The organism is Xanthovirga aplysinae (genome assembly GCF_009711365.1).
GTDB classification, from domain to species: domain Bacteria; phylum Bacteroidota; class Bacteroidia; order Cytophagales; family Cyclobacteriaceae; genus Xanthovirga; species Xanthovirga aplysinae.
Genome location: NZ_SMMB01001296.1, coordinates 1 through 25,232 on the forward strand (window position 1 = coordinate 1; position 25,232 = coordinate 25,232).

Consider the following 25,232-nt stretch of genomic DNA (forward strand, 5'->3'; position numbering starts at 1 on the left):
TTTAATATGCAGCTGACCAAACTAGAAATAAAAGGATTCAAAAGTTTCGGAGATAAAGCCACCATTCATTTTGATGAAGGCATAACCGGAATTGTTGGACCAAACGGTTGTGGTAAGTCGAATATCGTGGATGCTATTCGTTGGGTTCTAGGCGAACAAAAAACAAAAGCCCTACGGTCTGAAAAAATGGAAAATATCATTTTTAACGGTACCAAAAACCGAAAGCCCACACAGCTTGCAGAAGTTTCACTGACTTTCAAGAACACTAAAAACCTACTTCCCACCGAATATAATGAAATTACCATAAGCCGACGATACTATCGTTCCGGAGAAAGCGAATACCTCCTCAATGGAGTCAGCTGTCGCTTAAAGGACATCAACAACCTTTTCATGGATACCGGCATCAACTCCAACAGCTATTCCATTATTGAACTGAAAATGGTTGATGACTTATTAACGGATAAAGATAATTCCAGAAGAAGTCTCTTTGAAGAGGCTGCCGGTGTATCAAAATTCAAAGCCAGAAAGAAAGAAACACTAAAAAAGCTTTCCGACACCGATGCAGATCTGGAAAGAGTGGAGGATTTACTTTTCGAAATTGAAAAAAACATGAAAAGCCTGGAGCGACAAGCAAAGCAGGCTGAACGTTATTTTAAAACTAAAGAGGAATACAAAGCTCTTAGTATTGCCTACGCTAAAGTTTCCATACGAAAACATACAGACACTTTCCTCCAACTAAATGAAAAAATTCAAAAGGAAGATGATAGAAAAATAAGCCTCAAAAGGCAATTGACGGAAAATGAGGCCCTATTAGAAAGTGCCAAAACAGAATTAATAAAACTCGAAAAATTATTGGCCTCCAGACAACAAAGCCTAAATAAACAGGCCAGCCTAATACATCAAACGGAAAGTGAAAATAAGATCAGAGAAGAAAAGAAAAAATTTCTGGAAGAGAAAATCCAAGGCCTGGAGGAACAAAATTCACAAGACAAACAATCACTAGAAATCACCCAAAATGACTTACTAAGTCTTAAATATCAGTTCTCCTCTGCAGAAAAGATCCTACAAGAAACAGAAGTCCGATTGCAGGAACTAAAAAGCATTTATGAAAGTCAAAAAGCCCGAACTGCAAGCATTCAGGAGGAAGTAAATTCCCTCAGCAGAAAACAGCAAACCAAACAACAATCTGTTCATGAGTTGAATAAGCAGGTGGAAATTAAGCAAATGCAATTGTCTACCCTCAAACAAGAATATGAAAAGGCAATAAATGATTTCAATTCCAGAAAAAGTCAATTGGCCACATTGGAGTTAGAGAATAATGAACTCTTGGAATTTATTTCAATGGAAGAACAACAATTGGCAGAGTTGGAAGCTGGGGAAGAAAAGTTGCGCCTTAAGGTAGAAGCCATAAACCTGGAGGTGGATGAAACTAAAGAAAAACAACACCAAATTAATAGACAACTGGATGCTAAGAAGAATGAATTCTCCCTTACCAAATCATTGGTTGATAACCTGGAAGGATTCCCTGAGGCCACAAAATTTTTAAAGAAAAATTCAGGTTGGAATAGGCAGGCAACTCTTTTTTCTGACATCATAAGTTGCCCCGAAGAATACCGCGGTGCTTTGGAAAGTTACTTGGAACCTTTTATGAATTATTTTGTGGTGGAAAATGAAAATGAAGCTTTCACTGCCATTCAACTACTTTCTGAAGCCGAAAAAGGAAAAGCACACTTTTTCCTTTTAAACAAAATTGAGTCCAAGCCTCGCTCAATCCAAATAATTCCAAATGCTACCCCTGCTATTGAGGTGATTGAATTAGAGGAAAAGTATGATCAGCTTATCATGCAATTACTCGAAAACGCTTATTTCTTTGATGGGGATTCTACCCAAATGCTTGAAGCCAATGATGCTGTCCTTATTAGCAAAGATGCTTCCATAATAAAAAGAAAGGACAGTATTTCAGGTGGTTCAGTAGGGGCTTTTGAGGGAAAAACCATTGGAAGAGCCAAAAACCTAAAAAAACTGGAACAAGAAATTTCCCAATTGACCTCCCAAAAAGATGAAATAGAAAATAAACTAGCTGACCTTGCACAAAAATCTGTCGAATTAAAAACTTCCACTCAAAGCGAAAAAATCAAAAATACCCATCATGAACTGAATCGTTTACGTCAAGAGCAAATTGGAGTCAAAACAAAATTGGATCAATTCTCACGGTTTCAGACAGAATTAAACGAAAAAAAGGAGGAGATCCAGGAGAAAAATGAAATCCTTACAGAGGAGCTTTACGATTTGTGTCCACAGGCGGAGGAAGAAATCCAAAACCTAAAAAAACTGGAACAAGAAATTAACCATTATAATGAAGAATTACTTATTCACAACGAACAATTAAGCCAACGATCAGCGACTTATAACCAAGAAAATATCTTATTTCACCAACAACAGAATCACCTCACCAACCTACAACAGGAAATCGGTTTTAAAGAAAGTAACCTGGAAAACATTCATGATCGACAGAATCGAAATCAGGAAGCTTACCAAAACAACAAAAATGAATTAAATCAACTACTAGACAAAGCATCTATATCAGAAGATGATCTCCTTTCTATGTATGGGGAAAAAGAGCAGATCGAAAAGGGAGTAAATGAAGCGGAAACAGACTATTATACTGCTCGAGGTAAAATTTCTGAAATTGAGCAAACTAACAGGGAATTTCAAAGGAACCGAGAAAATATTGATTCTCTTCTCATGGCTTATCAGGAAAAGGTCAATGAAACCAAACTGGCTATGAGTTCTCTTAAGGAACGACTTTCAGCTAGCTTTAATCTCGATTTGGATCAAATCATGGAAGAAGAAGATGATGATAATTTTGATCCTTCGGAGGGCAATGAAGAAGAGCTGAAAACTAAAGTAGATCAGTTAAAAGCAAAAATCGAAAAATTTGGTCCCGTTAACCCTATGGCAATGGAGGCTTATCAGGAGGTCCAAGAAAGATTTCAGTTTATCACAAGTCAAAAGGAAGACCTAATACAGGCAAAAGATTCCTTATTAAATACCATCTCGGAAATAGATACAGTAGCGAAAGATACCTTCCTAGACGCTTTTGAAAAAATAAGAAATAACTTTGTAAAAGTGTTTCGCTCTCTTTTCACTGAGGAAGACGATTGTAGTCTAACATTAAGTGATCCAGAAAATCCTTTGGAATCGAAAATTGATATTATTGCAAAACCAAAAGGAAAACGGCCATTAACCATTAACCAGTTATCCGGAGGGGAAAAAACTTTGACGGCAACCTCTTTACTCTTTGCCATCTATCTAATAAAACCGGCCCCTTTCTGTATATTCGATGAGGTGGACGCCCCCCTTGATGATGCCAATATTGATAAATTCAATAACATCATTCGGAATTTCAGTAAAGATTCTCAATTTATCATTGTCACCCACAACAAGAGAACCATGTCTACCACGGATATAATTTATGGCATTACCATGATTGAAATGGGTGTTTCAAGGGTAGTACCTGTAGATTTAAGGGAATTAGCTGAGGCTTAAAATCCACTATTAAAATAAACTCAGGAAGGATTAAAGCTCGTTTTTAAAGAGAACGAGCTCAATTTTTTTCTTTAGAAATTATTCAGTTACAAACTGAAGTTTAAAATCTTTATCCAATAGAAAACGTCCATTCACTTTCTCCCCTCCATTTTCAAATTGCACTCCTTTAACAACCCCAGTTCTACCTTTTGCTAGTAAAGCCTTACATTGACTTTCGGTGAACTTCTTATTCCTAAATTCAAAGGGCAAAATAAACTTGCATCCGTTTTTCCAGTTGGCGCATCCCCAAGCAGTCTTTCCTTTTATAATATTTCCTGTTTTACATTTTGGGCATACTTTAGGTGTCTGCTTCACCTTATTTTCTTCAAATAGCACCTTATGGTCTTGATCCAAATAGAGTACACCATCCTTTTTAACTCCTTCCACTAAAAAGCTTTTTATCAATTTGGTCTTTCCTTTTGCTAAAAGCATCAGAAGCTGCTTTTCAGTAAGCTTCTTTCCCATAATCTCAAAATCAACCTTGAGGGAACATCCATTTTTCCATTCAGAACAACCATAGGCTGCATTCCCCTTTAATATCTTACCTTTTTTACATTTAGGGCAGATTATTTCATTAAAACTAACCTTAGCTTCCTTTCTTGCATTTGTTTTTCTCTTCTCCTCCTTCTTTTCTTCCACTAAGGCAATAGAGCGAGTAGAAAAATCATTTTTCACCTGCAATACCACCTCACTTACCATCTGCTTCATTTCATCCATAAAAGCCTGCACTTCATACTCCCCCTTCTCAATGAGTCGAAGCTTATATTCCCATTGACCTGTCAATTCAGCTGATTTCAATAATTCGTTTTTTATGGTAGCAATCAATTGAATTCCTGTAATGGTGGCCTCAATACTTTTTCGATTCTTTTGGATGTATTTTCTCCGAAATAAGGTCTCAATTATATTTGCCCTAGTGGAAGGCCTTCCAATACCATTTTCTTTCATAGCCTCCCGAAGGCTTTCATTTTCCACATGTTTACCGGCAGTTTCCATAGCACGGAGCAGGGTGGCTTCGGTGTATGGCTTTGGAGGCTTCGTTTGCTTCTCTGCTAAAGAAGGTTCATGTGGACCAGATTCTCCTTCTTTAAATTCGGGAAGAATCTGATTTCCCTCCTTTTCATTTCCTCCCTCCTCGTCCATAACCTGCTTATCTCCTTTACTATACAATACTCTCCATCCTTCTTCCAAAATTTGCTTTCCACTAGCCTTAAATTTCACCTCATTTACTTCCCCAATTACCTGAGTTTTTGAGATGATACAATCTTCGTAAAAAGCTGCTATAAACCGACGGGCAATTACATCAAATACCTGACGTTCATAGCCAGTAAGATGGGTCGCTGTAATATTTGTAGGAATAATGGCATGGTGATCTGTAATTTTCTTATCATCGAATACTTTTTTCGATTTTCGAAAAGGCTTCCCCATTAAGGTCTGAGTGAATTCCGTATAATCCTTTAGTGCCTTCATTATCCCTCCTACCTTCGGGTAAATGTCATTTGACAAATAGGTAGTATCCACCCTAGGGTAAGTCACAAATTTCTTCTCATAAAGGCTTTGAACCGTTTTTAACGTTTGATCGGCTGAAAACCCAAATTTCTTGTTACATTCTACCTGAAGGGAGGTAAGGTCGAATAGTCTCGGAGGAGCTTCTTTTCCTTTTTTCTTAGAAAAAGAAATAATAGTGAAAGGCTTATCTTTAATAGATTGAAGTACTTCCTCTGCTTTTTCCTTTTCAGGATATTTTCCTTTTTCACAAGAAAAAACTACATCTCTATAATTGGTTTTCAGTTCCCAATAGGTTTGAGGCTTAAAATTCACTATTTCCAAATGTCTGTTGACAATCAAAGACAAGGTGGGAGTTTGTACTCTTCCGATTGAAAGCACTTGCTTTCCACTTCCGTATTTAAGAGTATAAAGCCGGGTGGCATTAATCCCCAGCAACCAATCCCCAATCGCTCTTGAGCTTCCGGCAGCATATAAGGAATCAAATTGGTGGTTTTCTTTTAACTCCTGGAATCCCTGACGAATGGCTTCTTCGGTCAAAGAAGAGATCCAAAGGCGTTTGATGGGTTTGTTGCATTTTGCCTTAGTTAACACCCAACGCTGAATCAGCTCTCCTTCCTGTCCAGCATCCCCACAGTTAATTACTTCTTGAGCCCCTAGAACCAATTTTTCTATAATTCCAAATTGTTTTTCTACCCCTTTATCCTTAATGACCTTGATTCCAAATTTCGGAGGAATAATAGGCAAAAAATTTAGACTCCACCGTTTCAAGTCCATGCTGTAATCATCAGGTTCCTTCAAAGTACACAAATGACCAAAAGTCCAGGTTACCTGATAACCATTTCCTTCAAAATAGCCTTCATGACGACTATTAGCACCAATAACGGAAGCTATTTCTCTAGCCACAGAGGGCTTTTCAGCAATACATACTTTCAAACCAAAATCATTACAATAAAACAGCAATTAAGTAGACAAATATAATAAAGAAAGGCATTTCACCCCGACTAATTTAGTCTAATACAATTAAACACTTCACAAATTAAAGTGAGGAGAAGAATGATTTCGATCTTAAAAAAATTCTTTTGACCTCCCGAAATATGGAATATCTGAACTCCAATTGGGACATTTCCAGACAATTGTGTGTTTATGAAAAAAAACAACTACAATTCTTACATGTCCTAACCAAGCATCATTCATGCAGAGAAAATTGCAGTAGCATCACTTAGATTTTCATGACAAATTATAAAAAGACGAGCAGAATTACCCTTATCACTTTTGGCCTTTTGGCTCTAATATCGGCCTACTTTGCCCTCCAAATTAATTTCAACTATGACTTTGAACAATATTTTCCCCATCAAGATCCAGATACAGACTTCTTCAATAAATACAGAGAACGTTTCGGGTCTGACAATGACTTTGTACTAATTGGAATCACAAATAAAGCAGGGGTTTTTAATAAGCCATTCCTACTACGATTAGACTCTCTCACCAAAGATTTGGAAAAACTAGATCACGTACAAAAGGTAAAATCTCCTACAAATCTTGTAGAATACAGGCAAGCCCCTCTATTTGGAATTATTCTTAGCATACCATATTTACAGCTTCACAAGCCTTATTCTTTAAGGGCCGATTCTATAAGAATTTATAGCAATTATTATAATACGGAGCATTACTTTTCCAAAGATGCAAAGTCTGTTTCCATCTTTCTAAAACACGATGATTGTCTTGAGGAGGATGTATCATCCAAAGTGGCAAAAAAAATAAAAAGTACTGTAGGCCAATATTCTTTTGATAACAGCCATCTTGCTGGGAAAATCATTAACAATGAATTTTACATAAAAAAAATAAAAAAGGAGACTTTTGTCTTTATAGGTGCTAGCCTTTTGCTAATTATTATCATTTTACTCATCACCTTTAGAACGTTTTGGGGTGTAATCCTCCCTCTGGGAATCGTATTACTTACGGTGGCATTTATTTTAGCTTTTATGAAGCTAAACCATCAATCCATGGACTTATTACTTAACATTCTGCCTCCCCTCATGATGGTAATAGGGCTATCTTATGTCATTCATATTTTAACCAAATATATAGAAGAATTAAAATATGGTAAAAATAAAATAAACGCTTTAAAATCAACCTATAGAAATGTAGGACTCGCTACATTTTTGGCTGCTATAACCACGGCTATTGGTTTCATTACGCTTACTACATCTAGTGTAAAGCCCGTTATGGACCTGGGGTTATATGCTGTAGGTGGAGTTACAATTTGTTTGGGATTATGCTTTTCTTGTTTACCTGCCAGTATTTACCTAATAAAGCCAAATTGCTTTAATGGAAACCCTGGAAATCAGGCCTTTTGGCAGAAATCGCTAAGAAATCTGTTTTTAATTCTTCTAAAAAACAGATACATGATTGCTTTTTCCATTATACCACTCATTATTTTCTCGGTTTGGGGAATGCAAAAAATCAGAATCAACAGTTTTATTCAGGAAGATTTAAAGAAAAACAATCCCTTGAAACGAGATTACCTTTTTTATGAAAAGCATTTCGCCGGAATCCGTCCCTTTGAAATGTCTATTCAAATTACAAAAAAGGATAGCACCATCTATAATAAAGAGATCCTAGAAACCCTCAATAAGTTAGATCAATACTTGGAAAAGGAATATGGAGTAACGATCATTTACTCCCCAGCAAGTATTTTCAAGCAATACAATCAAATAAGCCATAACGGTGATCTTGAGTTTTATAAAATACCAGACGGAAAGGATATAAAAAAAGCAGAATCAATCATCAAAAGAGGTGGCTCAAAATTCCCCTATCAAGAATTCATTCGGAAAGATGGCAGAGAAGCCCGTATTAGTGGGATAATGCCAGATGTAGGCAGTTTCGAAATAAGGAAGAAAGATTTAGCACTGGATAAGTTTTTTCATACCCACCTAAACACCTCCTTGTTTCGTTACCAACTTACTGGCTCTGCAGTCCTAATGGAAAAGAACAACCAATTGATTTCAAAAAACCTTGCAAAAGGCTTAACTATTGCCCTTGTTATTATTGCTTCTATTGTAGGATTTGTTTTCCGATCGGTTCGAATGGTGGGAATCACACTCATTTGCAATATTCTTCCCCTTTTCCTCATCGCTGCCATTATGGGATTTTTTGGCATCGACCTAAAACTTTCTACAGCTATGATCTTCACTGTCGCATTTGGCATTGCGGTCGATGACACTATTCATTTCATCAGTCGTTTCAGGGCAGAACTCAAAAAAGGAAAAAACCCTCTTTACGCCTTAAAGCGTACCTACCTCTCCACGGGGAAAGCAATAGTAATTACTTCAATTATTTTAAGTGGAGGCTTTCTCTCACTCACTTTTTCTGACTTTTTAGGTTCCTACTATATTGGATTACTAACAAGCCTGACTTTGTTTTTCGCTCTTTTAGCAGATATTATACTCCTTCCGGCACTTCTTTTGTTATTTTACAACAACAAAGAGGCCTACAAGCTAACAGGCCTAATTGTCTCTCAAACCAATTAGAGTCTTTTATCCTCAATTTATTTTTTAAAACTTTAATCTAAATAAACCAACCCTCCCTACCCCAATCATAAATTAGAAAATTTTTAATAAGCACTAACAAATCCAAAAAAACACACCTTAATTGGCAGTAAAGCTCTTTTTTAGGCCCTTAATCGAAGTCAAGGAGAGAATTCCAAACATGATCTAAAAAAAACACCTTGCAACATCCAATAAAAGCCGCCGTTTTAAACTATCAAAAAAGAGATTAAAATCTCCCTAAATTCAATTTCAATTCTATTATTAAATAATATTGAAAGTAAAAAACAATTATGGTATGAAAATTCTGGTAATTGAAGATGAGCCCTCCGTTTCTAACTTCATAAAAAAGGGATTAGAAGAACGAAAGCACGATGTGATGACCGCATATGATGGTCCTACGGGTATCAGTTTAGCAGCCCAAAATAACTTTGATGTCATTATTACAGACATCATTATGCCAGGAATGAATGGTATTGAGGTATGCAAAAAACTTAGAAACGAAAAACAAATCAATGCACCCATTATTATGCTTACGGCATTGGGAAGTACAGATGATGTAGTCACAGGCCTCGATGCAGGGGCGGATGATTATATTACCAAGCCATTAAAATTTAATGAGTTAATGGCAAGAATACGAGCAGTAGACAGAAGAAGTACAAATACCGTATCTAAAAACGTAATAAAAGTAGCAGACCTGGAAATTGACCAGGACAGTAAAGTAGTCAAAAGAAACGGGCAATTTATTAAATTGACCACAAGAGAATTTTTGCTACTACAATTTTTGGCTAAAAATAAAGAAAAGGTAATTTCTAGAGTGGAAATTCTCGAAAATGTGTGGGAAGTAAACTTTGATTTGGGCACTAATGTAATTGATGTTTATGTCAATTACTTAAGGAACAAAATTGACAAAAATTACGAACCGAAATTAATCCATACTGTCATCGGAATGGGTTATGTGCTGAAAGAAGGCGAATAACAACAAATGAAAATCCGGGATAAACTAACTATTATATACTCCTTATCCACAGCATTTATCCTGGCTGTGTTAAGTTTGTACATCTATTTTTATTTTTCACATTTCCGGAAAACAGAATTTTATAGGCGTTTAGCCGACAGAAATGATATCACCGAAAAAGTCTTTGTGGAAAACGATATCTTAGCTCCCGATGTTTACCAACAACTAAAGGAGCGTTTTCTTAACAATTTACCAAATGAAAAAGAGGACATTCATCCTATTCGCAAAGAAAACATTTCGGTGTTAAAAGCCAAACTACAACAAGCCTACCCTGATTCATTTATTGAAGAAATTCTTGAAAAAGGGTATGCTGAATTTGAAAGGGGAAATGTTCAAGGGGTCGGACAAAAATATAGCATAAATAGAGGGGACTTTATTGTAATTGTTACCGCTGTAGATGAATTAGGAAGGGAAAAACTAAGGGCCCTAAAATATATTTTACTAAGCACTTTTCCGGTCAGCATCTTAATTATTGTTGTTATAGGTCGCTTAGATGCCAACAAGGCCTTTGCTCCTGTTTCAAAAATCATTAATAAGGTAAACCGTATAAAAGCCTCAAGTCTACACTTGCGACTAGATGTCAAGAATTCGAATGACGAGATCGGTCAATTGGCCCAAACCTTCAATCAATTGCTAGACAGACTGGAGACTTCTTTTGAATCTCAGCGAAACTTTATTAGTAATGCCTCTCATGAATTGAGAAATCCCTTAACAGCTATAATGGGAGAAACAGAGATCACACTACTCAATGAAAGAAACGCTAATGAATACAAAAAAGCCTTGCGGACTGTTTACCGGGAAGCAGAACGTTTGAACGATATTGTCAATAATCTACTTTTATTGACCAATACAGAAGACAACTCAATCCCTAAAGAGGAAGTCCGATTGGATGAACTATTAATGGACAGTATTACCCTGATTAAAAGAAGTAACCCTCATCAAGAAATTAACTTCGAGGCCACTGAATATCCAGATGATCCCTCCAAAATGATGGTTTGGGGTAATTATTCTCTTTTACAAATGACTTTAACTAACATTATTCAAAATGGCATTAAGTTCTCTAACAAAATGCCTATAAAGGTAAAGTTAGAATTTGGAGATCAAACAATTCAAATTAAAGTGGAAGACAAAGGAATTGGAATTCCAAATGAAGACATAAAAAAGATAGTTCAACCTTTTTATCGCTCCGAAAATGCACGAAGTTTTAAAGGTTTTGGAATAGGCCTTTCCTTAGCCCAAAAGATCATGCATTTACATAAAGGCACTCTTGATATCCATTCTGTTGAGAATAATGGAACAACCGTAACTTTAACATTTAAATCTATAATAATTGAGAATTAATTAGAAATTAAAAATTTGGAATTAAAGATTCTTAATTGTAATTCGTAGTTGATTGAATCAAATTTTTCTCTCCTATGAAATGGTTTAAAGTGTTTCCTTCCCTAATAAAAGGAAAAGATGTTCTTCCTGTGGGAGGAATTCAGTTATTCTTATTGGGAAGCCGCAAGGTTAGTTTGGTTCATTCCACCCAGGGTTTATATGCAATAGATGATGCTTGCCCGCATCAGGGAGCTCCCCTTAGCAAAGGCAAAATTAATCATCGAAACGAAATTATTTGCCCACTACACTCCTATTGTTTTAGCCTGGAATTTGGAAATGAATGTGAACAAAAAACTCAAGATATGATCACTCACCCAGTGGTTGAAAAGGAAGATGGCTTATATATTGGGGTTCACGAAAAATATAATACCTAAAAATTTATTCAATATCTTTTACTATTTTTGGAAATAAAGATTTTCGAAAAATTTCGTTCTTCCATAAATATGTATCGATATTTTCATAGAGTTTGGAAAATTTCTTCACTAACCTTTCTCTTTTTTACCCAATTCTCCTTTGGACAAACAATTAAAAATCCTTCTTTTGAAGGCCCTCCTGCAGACGGTGGAAGTCCTCCGGATTGGACTCCATGCAATACATTTAGTTCTCCTGATACGCAACCTGGGGCACATTATGTCAATAAAACACCCTCCCATGGGAATTCTTATATTTCTTTGGTAACAAGAGGAAATAATGGGGTGTCTAGCGATCAGCACACGGAAGCAATAAAAGCTTATTTAGATGAAGATTTTAAAGTTAAGCAATGCTATTCCATAACCTTGGATTTAGCACATTCCTCCAACTTTTATTACACTCCACCAGGTCAACCTAAAGCCTTGCCCTGGGAACCGGTAATATTAAAGGTTTGGTTATCTAATTCAGATTGTCAAAAAACGAAATTGGTTTTTCAATCACCCATTATCGATCATAATGATTGGCGGCCTTATACATTTAACTTTTCAGTACAAGAAGAATACAATGTTCTCATTTTAGAAGCAAATTATTCAAGAGATTCTTTTCATAATGGAAACATATTAATTGATAACCTTCAAATTGGAGAACAACCTTCTAACAAGGTAGAAATCTTTGATGAAAATAAAATCACACTTTGCCCAGATGAAACCACCATTCTAAAAGTCGACTTTCCCCATGATGAAATATTATGGAGTACTGGATCAACCAAAAAATCAATTGAAGTGAAAGAAGAAGGAATTTATTGGGTAGAGGTAAAACAAGGAAATTGCACCTTATATGGCTCTATAAATGTGGAATTAAGGGACCCATTGGTTTTAGAATTGGGAAATGAAACCACATTGTGTTATGGACAGGTGCTTCAATTTGATGTAAGTGTAGAAAACGGCAAGTATCTATGGAATGATGGTTCAACCTCTCCAAATTATACCATTCAAAAAGAGGGAACCTATAGTGTAAGTATAGACAACGGCTGTGAAATCACTGAAGACCAGATTACAGTATATTATAAAGAAGAATGTTGCGGAATAGATGCACCAAATATTTTCACCCCAAATGGTGATAATGTAAATGACCTATTTGAAATTTACTTAAATCCAACTGTTTCCAGATATAACTTAAGAATTTTCAACCGCTGGGGTAAGGTAGTTTATCAGACTGAAAATGTAGATAATTTTTGGGATGGTACAATTAATGGGAAAAAGGCAGTATCCGGAGAATATTATTGGGTTGTAAATTTTATGTGTCTTGAAAATGATCAAATAACTGACAACCAATACAAAGGTTTTATCACCTTATTGAGATAGTGAGGAGGCCAACCTTTAATGGGCACCTGCTACTAAAAAACAATATAGGATTTTTTTAATGATAACATCAAACCTCCCTTTAAAATTAAGTATTATTTTAATATAATAATCAATATTTGAAATAATAAAAATAAGCAACATATAATAAATTAATTAAGCTTTTGGAACTTTAATAATAACAATAAAATTAGTATATTTGCTTCTTACACCCCAAAGCAAAAAATGAAATACTTTTTAGCCATCCTCGCACTTTTCATTTCACTGCTTTCTTTTGGGCAGACGGTAGAAAACCCATCTTTTGAGGGACAGCGTAGCTCCTCATCCTCCCCCCCTGGTTGGTATCCTTGTAATGAATATAGTACTCCTGATACCCAACCCGGCTCCTGGAATATAAGTAGAGCTCCTTCAGATGGAGGATCATTTATATCCATGGTTACTAGAGGGAATAATGGACAACCCAACGATTATTTTACAGAGGCAATAGCCACTCGTTTAAATAGTAGTTTTGAAAAGAACGTCTGTTACAACATTTCCATAGATATGGCACATGATCCCAATTTTGATGGTAGGGGTGGCTGGGACCCTCCACCCTTTTTTCTTTGGGAACCTGTAAAACTTAAAGTCTGGCTATCCAATTCACAATGTCAAAAAACAAAACTGGTTTATGAATCACCTCTCGTTGATCATACCGATTGGAAAGCCTATAATTTTAATTTCTCAGTAGAGGAAGATTATAACACTCTTATCCTAGAAGCAAATTATGCCTCTAATACTCATTACAATGGTAGTATTCTACTTGATAATTTGAGTTTAGAAAAAGAAGAACTAGAAATTTTTGATGAAGATTACTTAACATTATGTACTGAAACAAGTACCAACTTAAACGTAGACATTTCAAATGTAAATATTTTATGGAGTACGGGGTCCACAAATAATACTATAGAAGTGCAGGAAGAGGGAACCTATTGGGTACAAGTTGAAAAACAGAACTGTATATTTTATGATACCATAAAAGTGGAATATTTAGAGCCTTTAATATTTGAACTTGGAAATGATACTACTTTATGCCCAGGAGAGGTATTACAACTCGATGTAAGTACGGATAACGGAAATTACTTATGGAACGATGGATCAACCTCTCCAAATTATACCATCGAAAAAGAAGGAAGCTATAGTGTAAGCATAGACAATGGCTGTGAAATCTTTGAAGACCAAATTACAGTTTATTACAGAGAAGAATGTTGTGGAATAGAAGCACCCAACGTTTTTACTCCAAATGGTGATAATGTAAACGATCTATTTGAGATTAAACCCAGTCCAACTATTGCAAGGTATAACTTTAAAATTTTCAACCGTTGGGGTAAGGTAGTTTATCAAACAGAAAATGTAAATAATTTTTGGGATGGCACCATAAATGGAAAAGAGGCAGCCTCTGGAGTATATTATTGGGTGGCAACTTTATTGTGCCTGGAAAATGATCAAATAACTGACAATCAACACAAAGGTTCTGTCACTCTGTTAAGGTAGTTCAAAGCTTAGTTATTCTTAACCGAAATAAAAAGGTTCGAATTATTTTTTTCGAACCTTTTTCATTTCTATAATTCCACTAACAATCCATGTATCCACCAAATTCCTAAAGCTATGGAGAACAACCCCACAAAACTATTGGCCCAAATAAAGAGTTTTTGATTCCAATCTGCCACACGACTAAATCCTATTAAAAGCAGGTAGGTATAAATACCCATAGCCAAAATAATCCCAATACTCTCAATAACAATCACCGCCAAAGCACTCATTAAATCAGGAGCCTGAAGAATAAGGTCGACGGTTAATATACCACCAGCACCTGCCAATCCATGTAACATTCCTACCCAAAAGGACCGACTAGCTGGATTAATTGCAATGGTATCTCCCCCTTTCCCATGAATATGTGGCAGGAATTCAATATCAGTAGAATATTTATTCAGGCTTTGTTGTTGATTGGCAGATTTTCGGATTCGCCAAATGGCATTTACCCCCAACCAAATCATAATAGGCCCCAACAAGATATCAGCTAAATAGGCCATATTAATAACAAAGCCTTCCATAGTGACCCGAAACAATATTGCCATTCCTCCAAATAGCAAAAGGGTCACTGAATGTCCAAAAGCCCACTGGGATGCTTTTAAAACTGTTCTCAACTTTATTTTTTCTCCTTTACCTGCGTTTTCAGATGCTAGGACAGTAACCGCCGTCATATGGTCTGGTTCAAAGGAATGCAATACCCCCGCAGTTAGAGGTTGAATTAGGTTAATCATCTTTGATAGAAATATACTTGGTTATAAATTATTCAGATTAGAATATTAAAAAGTGTCCACCACAAGAACCGCTATCCAATAAATCCCCACAAAAATGGAAACAAGGCCGACTGTAGCATTGGCCCATTTGAACACCAATTGATTACGTTCAACAAAACGACTGAAACCGACTAACAAAACATAAGAATAAAGCCCCATGGCCAAAATGATTCCTAAACTTTCAATCATGATTACTCCAAGGGCATTATATAAATCAGGGGCTTGTATCACCAAGTCAACCGTCAATATTCCTCCTGCCCCGGCCAATCCATGTAACATTCCCACCCAAAAAGATCTATTCATAGGATTCATGGCGATTTCCTCTCCGTTTTTCCCATGTAAATGAATAAAATTATCGATATGATCATGCTCCTCAATTTGGCGATGCTCCGCCATAATCGCTTTGAGTTTATGATTACGACGAATAGCAGTAATTCCTAACCAAATCATGATAGGTCCTACCAAAGCTTCTGCTACACCTGAAACACTAACCACAAAAGCTTCCATAGTCATTTTAAAAATCAAAGCTATTCCTCCAAAAAGCAAAAGTGTAATAGAATGACCAATGGCCCATTGAGAGGCCATAACCACAGTCCTTAACGAGACCTTTTTCCCTTCCGAGGCGTTTTCTGAAGCCAAAACCGTAACGGCTGTTACATGGTCAGGCTCAAAAGAATGTAAAACCCCTGCCGTCAGTGGTTGAATAAAATTAAACATGAAAAAAAATCTGGTTTACGTTGAATAAAATTTAATGGTTTTTCCTTCTTTATTAAATAAATAAAGCTCTAAATCTGTCATGGGGAGGTAAGTCTGACAGTGTTCCTTACACATAAATAATAAGTACTGGTAAAAGGGCTCATTTGGAAAAAAAGGAAAAACTTCTGTAAGTCTACCTGCCATTTGTAAATTGTCTATGGGGAGTATCTCATCATCGGAATAACCGGCTTGTCTGGCCCATTCCTTCACCAAATTGGGCTGCCACCTACTTTTTGCAGAATGTAAATCGAATTGGCCTGCAGCCAATTTAACAGCCTTTCCAAGCATTATTCCTAGATAAACTTTTCGAATGCCTGAGGACGCAATCTTTCTCAATGCCTCCCCAATCCAGTTACCATAATGTATATAAGCTATCTCGGACTGCTCAGGTAATAGTTTTCTCAAATATTTCTCACTTCGGGCCCCGGAATTCAATACCAGTTCTTTTATTTTATTTGCAACTGCAACGTCCACCCCTTGTTCAATACTTGCGATATAGCTGGAAGCTGAAAACGGTTTTACAACACCCGTAGTCCCCAAAATGGAAATTCCCCCCACAATACCAATCCGTTCATTTAAGGTACGTTTAGCTAATTGTTTCCCATTTTTAACAAACACTTTAATGTTAACCCCTTGCTGATCTATACCAAACTCCCTTAATAACTCCAATACTACCTCTGTCATCATTTTCCTAGGAACCGGGTTAATAGCAGGCTCCCCCACCGCCAAACTTAAACCAGGCAATGTCACCTTGCCTACCCCTTCACCCTGAAGAAATTTGACTTTTCCATCAGAATTTAAGCTTACCTCCACCCCTATTTCAGCCCCATGCGTCACATCCGGATCATCACCTGCATCTTTGATCACTGTGGCAATGGCCTTTGCATTGATCTTTACCAAGGATTTTAAATTAAAGCTAGCCCATTTCCCAGCTGGCAACCATAATTGGACCTTTTGATCAGCAATTCCCGAAAGCAATAGGTACAAGCCAGCTTTCACACAAGCGGTAGCACAGGCACCTGTCGTGTAACCCTCTTTTAAAGGTTTATCGGGTATGGCTTGTAATTCCATGGAATATCGTAATTAATTGCTATAAATCCTGAAGATCATAAATCTGGATCACCTCACCTGGTATTTCAGGCCTTTCCAAAATGAATAATGGAGTCCCAGTTTTGACAGCGGCTTTTATTTTAATATGCAGCCCTCCTTCCTTTCCACTCTCCTTAGTTAAAAGGGAGCGAATCTTAAGATCTCCTATAAGCTTCAATAGTTCTTCAACTTCACTTTCGGGCCGCCCCAATATCAAATTGCTTTCGGAAAGGCCTTGCTTTTTGGCTTTATAAATGGATGACTTCCTATCTAAAATTCTAAAGTAAACCTCTTCTTTCTCCCAAATTGGTTTTAAATGGCCAATTGTATTCACTCCAGACATCGCCAGAACGGGTCCCTTAATGGAAAATTTATCAGACCAAAGCGATTCCCAATTCTGTACATACCGAATATTTTCATGTTGTATTCTGTCCAATGAAGGTCGACAGTAACGCAGATAGAAAATTTTCTTCCTATTGCAGACCTCTTGTACAGTTTTATGTAATTGAACCGCGAAAGGATGTGCCGCATCTATGACCTTCCTAATATGTCTTTCTTCTATAAAAGCTTCTAAACCTTCCGGATTTAAAGCCCCATAACGCATATTAGCATAATCAAGGCCATGCAAAGCCCCACTGTCCTTTACTGAATAAATAAAGGGTTGTCCCTTCCTTTGTAAATTGTCAGCAGCGAGTCTTCCTTCCGTTGTTCCACCAAAAAGTAAGATCATACTGTAGGAGATTTTTCCTTTTTTCTAAAAATATGATGCCAGGAAGGATCATATAACATGGAGCGTCCCGAGCGTTTTCCTATGGCTTCTCCAACAATGATAAGCACGGTCCGCTTTAATTTATTATCCCGAATGATTTCACTTAACTCATCCAATTGACCTGTCCATACCCGCTCATCTTTCCAACTTACCCTATACAAAACTGCAAGAGGAGTTTCTGCCGGATAATGTGTCATTAACTGACTTTGAACCTTTTTGGCTATTCCTGCAGAAAGAAATAAGCATAAGGTGGCTCTATGCCGGGCCATTTCTTCTAAATTCTCATGCTTCGGCATAGGAGTATTTCCTTCCCCCCGAGTGAGAATAATGGATTGGGTAACTTCCGGAATGGTAAATTCTGATTTAAGGTAAGCAGCAGCTGCCTGAAAAGCCGAAATACCAGGAACTATATAAAAATAATAACCTTTTTGCTCAAAATGTCGCATCTGCTCCTGAATAGCTCCATAAATAGAAGGATCCCCAGAATGCAGCCTTACAATCTTTTTGCCTTGACGATAAAAACTATCCATCAATTGCAATTGCTCCTCAAGGGTCATCGAAGCGGAATTTCGAACTATCGCCTGAGGGTTTGCCCAATTAAGCATTTCCTCAGGGACCAATGAGCCGGCATAAAGTACCAAATCGGCAGCCTCCATCAATTCTTTTCCTTTAACGGTAAGGTAAAATGGATCTCCTGATCCAGCCCCTACAATGGCTATTTCACCGCTGCGTTCTGCCTGTCGATCAATAGCCAGTGAAATGGTAAATTTCTTTTCATCAGCAGCAATAAATTTAGTTTTCTCCACTAACCAATGGTCGCTACCTGACAACAAACTCGCAGAGGCTTCGGCTACTCCATGAACCCCGACTTTTTTAAGTACCACTTTTGAAGGATTAGCAACCTCTACTTTGAGCAGTTCCTCTGCTGAAAATACTTTGAAAGGAATTTGCCATTTTTCAGCCAATGCCATATAAGCCCTTTCTTCGGCTTTAACTTCTATACTTCCCAAAGTAGCGATACTTTCTTTGGCAATTCCTTCCTGCTCTAAAAAGGAAATTAGACTTTCTTCAAATGCCTGAGGGTCAATATTGGCCCCACATCCGCTACCCAACTGCAGTACCTTTGGAACGTACCAAAGACAGGATTTATCCGTTGGAAGTTTTCTTACTCCCACATGAAGAATTAACTCAAAATCTTCGGTTTGAAGTTCTTCTCTAGAATAATGGATCTCCACAAATTCCGGACAAGATTTTTCCAAATATTGACTCCCTTCATCACGGATTTCTAATATTAAAGCCGTTTTTCGACGGTCTACAAAAAGGCGCTGAAGATGTTTTAAAGGTTGTTCATTTTTTGTAGCCCAATTGAATTGTTCTCCCAAAGTATCTAATGGCCATAATTCCTGCAAGTCACTGGAGGTAGAAAGCACAGGATTGGCTCCAGTAATTTGACCAACTTTCTTGGTCAAGTCATTTGCTCCTGCTTTATGCCCACCAATGACGGATTGGACAAATTTCCCCTGATCATCTAAATTAATCACAGCCGGATCCTCTCTTTTGTTACTTAAAACCGGTGCAATACTTCGGACGCAGATGCCAAGGGCTCCTATGAATATCAATTGGTCATATTTATGAAAATGGGATTGTACCCACTCTCCAACTTTTTCCACCTGAAGAATATCTCTCCCCGTAGGGTTCATTTGAGTAGTAATCAATTTACTGCCTGTAAATTCTTTTAAAAGGTTTTGCCCCAGATTAAGACCATCTTTTGTATGGGCAATTATGGCTATTTTCATTAATTGTGATGCTATTGATTAAATATCTTTTTTCTGTTATAAAAATTTACAGTGCTGCAAAAAAACTAAGTACTAACTCCTAAAACTGAAATCTCATTATGTTCATTGTACTTCAGTCTTTCATCAGCTAAAAGCTTCCAGCCCTTTCTTTGAACAAAATCCAAGAATATTTCTCTACTTTCAGCTTTTATGGTATTCATTACCACACGACTTTGAGGTTGTAGCATTCCAGCAATGATGTTCAATAATTCTTCCAGTCGGCCTCCGTGTCCCCCTATAAAAACTTTATTGGGTAATGGAAACCCTGCAAATTTATGCTCCAAAACATCCCCTATTACAGTTTCAACAGGGCCTGTTAATTGATTTTTGAAGTTTTCCGGAATCAATTCCCGACATTTTTCCCTTATTTCAAAGGCCCAAACCTCAGATTGAGCCTCCTTCTTTTTAAATTCTATCCCAATTGATCCCGTACATGCTCCGACATCCCAAAAAACATCCCCTGGTTCAGGAGCTAGAAAATGAATATTGAGAAGCCTTATGGGTAGTTTTGTCATCATATTAGGACGCCCCTCCAAAGTTTTGAGATCAACCCTTGGCCTTTGGACGAATGCGGTATTTCGTTTTAACAAGACACAATTCAACGGACCAAATGATTTTCCAGCTGCTTCCTCTAAAGTTAATCTTTGCAAACATTCTTTTGATGAATCAAGGTTCTCTCCCACATACATATCGTAAAAGTTAATCCCCCAATGGAGCATTCGCTGAGCAATGGTAGTCGGATTCTTCTTTTCATCCGTCAACACTCCAATCAAAGGAATTTGCTTTACTAGTGCGGCATCTAATAATTGCCATGAGCGCCCATGTACACTGACCGTTTGTAAATCATTTTGATTTAGGCCAAAACGGTGGGCCAATGTCTGTATGGAGGAAAACCAAGGATAACTCTCAACCTCGGCGGTGGGAAACCATTTTTTCAAAGTATTTCCAAATCCATAGAAATAAGGATCACCAGAAACAAAGCACAAAACCTTTTGTTGGAGGGCTGAAAGCTTATTCCTTAACGCTAGCATATCCCCCTGTATAAAGATCCATTCATGATGAGAGGGCAACCATGGTTGAACCATCTCATAATGACGTTTTCCTCCAACAAAATACCGGTACTTTTGTAAGAGAGACCTAAGGAGATCACCATCCTGTACTTTTCTTCTCTCAGTTATCCCTATGAGCAAAAAGCTTAACATCCGTATTTTTCTCTGTGAATTAAACTTTCCAACTGTTTACGTTTTTCCCAATTCAACCTTAATAATTCGGGTTCTGGTAAGAAATAATCCACATAGCCGAGACACATATAACCGATCAATTCCCTATCCTGGGGTACATCCAAAATGCTTTTTACTTTTTTGGGATCAAGGATACTTACCCATCCCATTCCAATATTAAGGGCACGAGCTGCCAACCACATATTTTGAATAGCACAAACGACGCTATACTTGCCCATTTCTTCCATGGTAGTTTGACCTAGCACCGGCTTTTCCGAAGGACGATAAAATACGGCCACATTTAAAGGAGATTCCAAAATCCCCTCTAATTTCAATTGCTGATACAGGTCGTTTCTTTCTTCATGAAAAAGTGCTGCAGCTTTTTCATTTTCCTCCTCAAAGGAATCATGGATTTCTCTTCGAACTACCGAATCGGTCACCAAAACAAATTCCCACGGTTGACTAAACCCCACTGAAGGGGCCCATATGGCTGCTTGTAGAATTTTTTGCACTTGTTCTTCAGGAATTTTTTCTTTGGAGAAACGATTTCCTCTCACATCACGACGATGTTGTAAAACCTGAGAAAGCGTTTCATACTCCTCCTCACTAAATCGTCGATATTCTGATTTCTTCTCCATAAGTGCTATATTTCTTTGCTTCTTCCAACGTAAATGCTGCATTAACCAAGGCAGCGGCCAGATTACTTCCTCCTGGTCTTCCTTCTACAACTACCCAAGGTATTTGTTTAATTAAACGTACACGTTCCTTGGCTTCCAGTACATTTACAAAACCTACAGGAGCGGCAATTAAACCGGCAGGTACAAAACCATTTAAATGAATGGCATCTGCAATATCAATCAAGGCAGTAGGGGCATTACCCACCACATATAAAGCATTAGGATATTGCTCCATTGCCAAACGAATTCCAGCTTGTGTACGGGTAATTCCGTAATCTTCCACCATTCCTGGCACTTCAGACTCATTCAACAAACAAATGACCTGATTCCCATATTTCTCCACAAAGCTTTTGGTAATTCCAGCTTGCACCATGGTTACATCAGTTACAATGGTGCCACCATCTTTCAAGTATTGTTCCCACTTTTCAATAGGCGAATTATAACTTTGGAATTTCTCGGCAATTATAAAGTCTCCAGTGGTATGAATCAAACGCACTTTTGCCCACCAATTACCTATGGAAGAATCTGGGGTTAATTTTTCAGTGATTTGTCGGAAACTGTCCACCTGAATAGCTTTTCCACTTTCTGCCTTCCTGTTCAGGTACCCTCTTGGTGTTACCAAATGACTCTTATATTGAAATGTTTGGCTATTCCCCACCATAACCAAACTAAACATATCCACTTGTTCAGGATCAAACTCAGCCAAAGTAGTTAAAGTAAATTGCTCCTCAGGTCTTCCAACTTGTCGACAAATGGCAACAGGAGTATTTGCCAATCGTTCTTCCAGGAACAACTCCTTAAATCTATAAAGTTGCCAGTATCTTTTTTTACTTTTGGGGTTGTACAAACTGGTAACAAAGTCACCCATGGCAGCGGCCTTTATTCTTTTTTCAATAACTGGCCAGGGTGTCATTAAATCAGAAAGTGAAATGCAACAAAAATCATGACCTAAGGGTGCTCCCAATTTACTGCCTGCTGCCAAAAAAGCAGAAATTCCAGGGATAGTTTCCAAATTAATTTCTACTTGTTGACGGGCAACTTCTTCATAAACCAATGAGGCCATGGCATAAATACCAGCATCGCCAGAGCCAATGACCGCTACAGATCTTCCCGAAAGTGCCACCTCAATGGCTTTTTCAGCTCGTGCTTGCTCCTGCGCCAATTCCATGGCAATACATTCACTTTCCGGTCTAAGTACCTCCTCTATAAATTGAAAATAGTAATGATAACCAATTACTACCTCTGCCTTTGCAATACGATCTAAAGCTAAGGGTAAAATCATTTGTGGATCACCAGGGCCAAGTCCAATGACGCTTATTTTAGCTTCTTTATTCATATCTTTTCTTCTACTACTTTCCATTTCTATTGCGGATCAACCATAAAGAAAAATAAGGCTGTTTCCTTTTTTTAATTTCATTTAAATCTGTGCTAATGAACTCTTCCTGTGTCCCTAGTCTCTCTCCATAAGCAAAATCAAAATCATTATCAGACAACCATTCCACCAACTGAGAAGCTATCTTCCGCGATTTCATCAACACCACCGTTTTGTTTTCTTTTAATGCTGCTTTTAAATAATTAATATCTTTTAATAATGGTAGAATTTTAAAAGTCTCGTCTTTCAACACCATAGAACCCCATACTTTGGTTGCTAAATAGGAAAAAGAGGAGATCCCTGGAATGATTTGCAACTTTTGTTGATACTTTTCTAACAGGTACTCGGATAGGTAATGAGTGGAGGCATAAAAAGCTGTATCACCCTCACAAACAACAACTATTCTTTTTCCCTCTGCCTGAGCTCTAACTATTTGATCAACAGAATTTGCATAAATTCGTGTTGACTCTTCATAGGTTGGGTCCATAGGAATAAAGAAGTATTTCCTTTTTTCATCTGGTACATTCAGCTCATCCAATATTGCTCCAGAGAAACTACTTTTTATTCCATTTGAATTGATACTTCCTGGAACAAAAACCTGATCAGCATTTTGTAAAAGCTTAAAGGCTTTTAGAGTTAGCAGATCCGGGTCTCCAGGGCCTAGAGCCAGGGCATGAATAGGTTGAATTTTATGATTCATTTAGAATTTTTTCTCGTATACAGATTATTAAGCTTTCATAGTAAGTGTTTGAGCACTATAACTTTGACTATTTTTTTAGCTCAACTTTCCTTTATTCAGTGAATTTCATATTTGGTGTATGGGCTACCTCCACTATAAAACCATCAGGATCATAGAAATCTACCGTGTAATAAGCTGGAGAATAATTTTGTTCTAATGGCCCTCTGATGACCTTCGCCCCATTTTGATTTAAAAAATGAGCTACTTTATCAACTTGTTCTCTTTCCAAGGCCTGAAAACAAATATGTCTTATTCCCAAGGAATCAGATTTCTTAACCTCTTTCTTTTCGACCAAATAAATTTCCATACTATCGGTAGCAAAAGCATGGTCGTTAAGTGTACGCCAACCCAATAATTCTAAAATATTTTTATAAAAATGGGATGAACGTTCCAAATCAGAGACCCAGAATTCTATATGATTTATTCCAACTTTATATTTCTGCATGTTTCAATTTAATTTACAATTATTTGAAGTTTGAAAAAATTACTTGAACCGTAATTAAACAAGGTTCAGACTAAAAAAGGCTTCTAATAGGATTTCCTTCCAGATAGGCTTTGATGTCCTCCAAGGCCTCTCCATAGTAAAGCTTATAACTATCCTCAGACACATAACCTAAATGGGGAGTAGCCAACACATTTGTTAAATTCCGAAATGGATGATTATAGGGCACGGGTTCTGTTTCAAATACATCAAGGCCTGCCCCTGCAATCCAATTTTCTTTTAGGGCCTTCACTAATGCGGGCTCCTCAACAATGGGTGCCCGAGATGTATTTATCAAAAAAGCAGATGGTCGCATTCTTTTCAATTCTCTCTCCCCTAACAAACCCTTTGTCCGCTTACTTAAAATAAGATGAATAGAAACCACATCAGACGTTTCCAATAATTCCTCTTTGGATACCGCCAATGCGACTCCCTGAGACTCGGCCTTTTCTTTGGTAAGGTTTTGACTCCATGCCATTACCTCCATACCAAATGCCTGTCCAATTTGGGCCACTTTACTCCCAATATTTCCCAAACCCAAAATCCCCAACCTTTTTCCTTTCAAATCCACACCTATGGTTTTTTGCCAAGGACCGTTGGACCGAAAAGCATTATTTTCTTGTACAATTTTCCGGCACAACCCCAAAATCAAGGCCCAGGTTAATTCCACGGGAGGTTCCTTTGCAGTAGCTGTTCCGCACACCTCAATGCCTTGAGCTTTTGCAGCCTCAAGATCAATAGCTACATTTCTTGGGCCAGTGGTTACCAATAGTTCAAGATTTGGCAATTGCTTTAATAATTGCTCACCAAAAGGAGTTCTTTCCCTCATGATCACTACTATTTCACAATTTGCGATTGCCTTAATCAGGTCTACTTCATTTTCAAAACGCTGATGAAAAAAAGTAGTCTCTACCATTTCGGAAATGGAAGACCAATCGGCCATTTTTGAGGCTATTTTCTGGTAATCATCCAAAATAGTACAGCGTAATTTTTCTTTCTTCATCAATTTTGAGTTTTGAAATACCCAATAAGGTAAAGTCAATTTTATAATTAAGAAATTTCCATTTATAGGGGTAGGCACTGCAAAACCAATGGAGCTTTCAATCCTTTTGGAGTTTTTGTTCATTTTGTCTTGATACAAAACGA

At 37.3% G+C, this 25,232-nt stretch carries 19 protein-coding genes; 7 read left to right on the plus strand and 12 right to left on the minus strand.

Annotated features, from left to right (window positions below):
- Positions 1-6: 6 nt before the first annotated feature.
- Positions 7-3,549, plus strand: a complete 3,543-nt coding sequence (gene smc, locus E1171_RS22290; protein ID WP_155208291.1) for a chromosome segregation protein SMC — start codon at positions 7-9, stop codon at positions 3,547-3,549.
- A gap of 78 nt (positions 3,550-3,627) precedes the next feature.
- On the opposite strand, the gene E1171_RS22295 is transcribed toward smc, so the two are convergent.
- Positions 3,628-6,027, minus strand: a complete 2,400-nt coding sequence (locus tag E1171_RS22295; protein WP_155208292.1) for a type IA DNA topoisomerase — start codon at positions 6,025-6,027, stop codon at positions 3,628-3,630.
- 296 nt (positions 6,028-6,323) lie between these two features.
- Between E1171_RS22295 and E1171_RS22300 the strand changes: the two genes are divergently transcribed.
- The 6 genes from E1171_RS22300 to E1171_RS22325 all read left to right on the plus strand — a co-directional run bounded on the left by E1171_RS22300 (position 6,324) and on the right by E1171_RS22325 (position 14,339).
- Positions 6,324-8,624: an efflux RND transporter permease subunit gene (locus E1171_RS22300; RefSeq protein ID WP_155208293.1), complete on the plus strand. Its 2,301-nt coding sequence runs from the start codon at positions 6,324-6,326 to the stop codon at positions 8,622-8,624.
- 313 nt (positions 8,625-8,937) lie between these two features.
- Positions 8,938-9,618: a response regulator transcription factor gene (locus E1171_RS22305; protein ID WP_155208294.1), complete on the plus strand. Its 681-nt coding sequence runs from the start codon at positions 8,938-8,940 to the stop codon at positions 9,616-9,618.
- Between the two features lie 6 nt (positions 9,619-9,624).
- Entirely contained in the window at positions 9,625-10,998 is a 1,374-nt protein-coding gene (locus E1171_RS22310; RefSeq protein ID WP_155208295.1) for a sensor histidine kinase, read from the plus strand.
- A 74-nt stretch (positions 10,999-11,072) separates the two neighbouring features.
- Positions 11,073-11,411, plus strand: coding sequence for a Rieske (2Fe-2S) protein (locus tag E1171_RS22315; protein ID WP_155208296.1), 339 nt, complete (start codon positions 11,073-11,075; stop codon positions 11,409-11,411).
- 69 nt (positions 11,412-11,480) lie between these two features.
- Positions 11,481-12,812 carry a T9SS type B sorting domain-containing protein gene (locus E1171_RS22320; protein ID WP_155208297.1) on the plus strand — a complete coding sequence of 444 codons (1,332 nt, stop codon included), beginning with the start codon at positions 11,481-11,483 and terminating at the stop codon, positions 12,810-12,812.
- A gap of 222 nt (positions 12,813-13,034) precedes the next feature.
- Complete coding sequence (locus E1171_RS22325; protein ID WP_155208298.1) at positions 13,035-14,339, plus strand: T9SS type B sorting domain-containing protein; 1,305 nt, start codon at positions 13,035-13,037, stop codon at positions 14,337-14,339.
- 68 nt (positions 14,340-14,407) lie between these two features.
- On the opposite strand, the gene E1171_RS22330 is transcribed toward E1171_RS22325, so the two are convergent.
- The 11 genes from E1171_RS22330 to E1171_RS22380 all read right to left on the minus strand — a co-directional run.
- The gene (locus E1171_RS22330) at positions 14,408-15,109 is read right to left on the minus strand and encodes a hypothetical protein (RefSeq protein WP_155208299.1); all 702 of its coding nucleotides are present in this window, start codon (positions 15,107-15,109) and stop codon (positions 14,408-14,410) included.
- A gap of 45 nt (positions 15,110-15,154) precedes the next feature.
- Positions 15,155-15,865, minus strand: a complete 711-nt coding sequence (locus E1171_RS22335) for a hypothetical protein (RefSeq protein ID WP_155208300.1) — start codon at positions 15,863-15,865, stop codon at positions 15,155-15,157.
- Between the two features lie 15 nt (positions 15,866-15,880).
- On the minus strand, positions 15,881-16,975 hold the full coding sequence (locus E1171_RS22340) for a cobalt-precorrin-5B (C(1))-methyltransferase (RefSeq protein ID WP_155208301.1): 1,095 nt from the start codon (positions 16,973-16,975) through the stop codon (positions 15,881-15,883).
- Positions 16,976-16,994: 19 nt separating this feature from the next.
- A complete protein-coding gene (cobK, locus tag E1171_RS22345) occupies positions 16,995-17,723 on the minus strand; it encodes a precorrin-6A reductase (RefSeq protein WP_155208302.1) in 729 nt (242 codons plus the stop codon).
- Positions 17,720-19,558 (minus strand): precorrin-4 C(11)-methyltransferase, encoded by a 1,839-nt coding sequence (gene cobM, locus E1171_RS22350; protein ID WP_155208303.1) that lies wholly within the window; start codon positions 19,556-19,558, stop codon positions 17,720-17,722. The genes cobK and cobM overlap by 4 nt, the downstream gene beginning before the upstream one ends.
- A 65-nt stretch (positions 19,559-19,623) precedes the next feature.
- Positions 19,624-20,799: a precorrin-6y C5,15-methyltransferase (decarboxylating) subunit CbiE gene (gene cbiE, locus E1171_RS22355; RefSeq protein ID WP_155208304.1), complete on the minus strand. Its 1,176-nt coding sequence runs from the start codon at positions 20,797-20,799 to the stop codon at positions 19,624-19,626.
- The gene (gene bluB, locus E1171_RS22360; protein WP_155208305.1) at positions 20,793-21,455 is read right to left on the minus strand and encodes a 5,6-dimethylbenzimidazole synthase; all 663 of its coding nucleotides are present in this window, start codon (positions 21,453-21,455) and stop codon (positions 20,793-20,795) included. The genes cbiE and bluB overlap by 7 nt, the downstream gene beginning before the upstream one ends.
- Positions 21,424-22,854 carry a precorrin-3B C(17)-methyltransferase gene (cobJ, locus tag E1171_RS22365; RefSeq protein ID WP_222931567.1) on the minus strand — a complete coding sequence of 477 codons (1,431 nt, stop codon included), beginning with the start codon at positions 22,852-22,854 and terminating at the stop codon, positions 21,424-21,426. Before cobJ ends, bluB begins: the two co-directional genes overlap by 32 nt.
- A complete protein-coding gene (locus E1171_RS22370; RefSeq protein ID WP_155208306.1) occupies positions 22,844-23,566 on the minus strand; it encodes a precorrin-2 C(20)-methyltransferase in 723 nt (240 codons plus the stop codon). The genes cobJ and E1171_RS22370 overlap by 11 nt, the downstream gene beginning before the upstream one ends.
- A gap of 91 nt (positions 23,567-23,657) precedes the next feature.
- On the minus strand, positions 23,658-24,050 hold the full coding sequence (locus E1171_RS22375) for a VOC family protein (RefSeq protein WP_155208307.1): 393 nt from the start codon (positions 24,048-24,050) through the stop codon (positions 23,658-23,660).
- Positions 24,051-24,120: 70 nt separating this feature from the next.
- A partial coding sequence (locus tag E1171_RS22380) for a D-2-hydroxyacid dehydrogenase family protein (protein ID WP_222931568.1) occupies positions 24,121-25,232 on the minus strand: 1,112 nt, incomplete at its 5' end.

Bases quoted from the DNA above. Each gene is read 5' to 3' on its own strand.
- smc (WP_155208291.1), top strand. From the start codon at position 7: ATGCAGCTGACCAAACTAGAAATAAAAGGATTCAAAAGTTTCGGAGAT.
- E1171_RS22300 (WP_155208293.1), top strand. From the start codon at position 6,324: ATGACAAATTATAAAAAGACGAGCAGAATTACCCTTATCACTTTTGGC.
- E1171_RS22305 (WP_155208294.1), top strand. From the start codon at position 8,938: ATGAAAATTCTGGTAATTGAAGATGAGCCCTCCGTTTCTAACTTCATA.
- E1171_RS22310 (WP_155208295.1), top strand. From the start codon at position 9,625: ATGAAAATCCGGGATAAACTAACTATTATATACTCCTTATCCACAGCA.
- E1171_RS22315 (WP_155208296.1), top strand. From the start codon at position 11,073: ATGAAATGGTTTAAAGTGTTTCCTTCCCTAATAAAAGGAAAAGATGTT.
- E1171_RS22320 (WP_155208297.1), top strand. From the start codon at position 11,481: ATGTATCGATATTTTCATAGAGTTTGGAAAATTTCTTCACTAACCTTT.
- E1171_RS22325 (WP_155208298.1), top strand. From the start codon at position 13,035: ATGAAATACTTTTTAGCCATCCTCGCACTTTTCATTTCACTGCTTTCT.
- E1171_RS22330 (WP_155208299.1), bottom strand. From the start codon at position 15,109: ATGATTAACCTAATTCAACCTCTAACTGCGGGGGTATTGCATTCCTTT.
- E1171_RS22335 (WP_155208300.1), bottom strand. From the start codon at position 15,865: ATGTTTAATTTTATTCAACCACTGACGGCAGGGGTTTTACATTCTTTT.
- E1171_RS22340 (WP_155208301.1), bottom strand. From the start codon at position 16,975: ATGGAATTACAAGCCATACCCGATAAACCTTTAAAAGAGGGTTACACG.
- cobK (WP_155208302.1), bottom strand. From the start codon at position 17,723: ATGATCTTACTTTTTGGTGGAACAACGGAAGGAAGACTCGCTGCTGAC.
- cobM (WP_155208303.1), bottom strand. From the start codon at position 19,558: ATGAAAATAGCCATAATTGCCCATACAAAAGATGGTCTTAATCTGGGG.
- cbiE (WP_155208304.1), bottom strand. From the start codon at position 20,799: ATGTTAAGCTTTTTGCTCATAGGGATAACTGAGAGAAGAAAAGTACAG.
- bluB (WP_155208305.1), bottom strand. From the start codon at position 21,455: ATGGAGAAGAAATCAGAATATCGACGATTTAGTGAGGAGGAGTATGAA.
- cobJ (WP_222931567.1), bottom strand. From the start codon at position 22,854: ATGGAAAGTAGTAGAAGAAAAGATATGAATAAAGAAGCTAAAATAAGC.
- E1171_RS22370 (WP_155208306.1), bottom strand. From the start codon at position 23,566: ATGAATCATAAAATTCAACCTATTCATGCCCTGGCTCTAGGCCCTGGA.
- E1171_RS22375 (WP_155208307.1), bottom strand. From the start codon at position 24,050: ATGCAGAAATATAAAGTTGGAATAAATCATATAGAATTCTGGGTCTCT.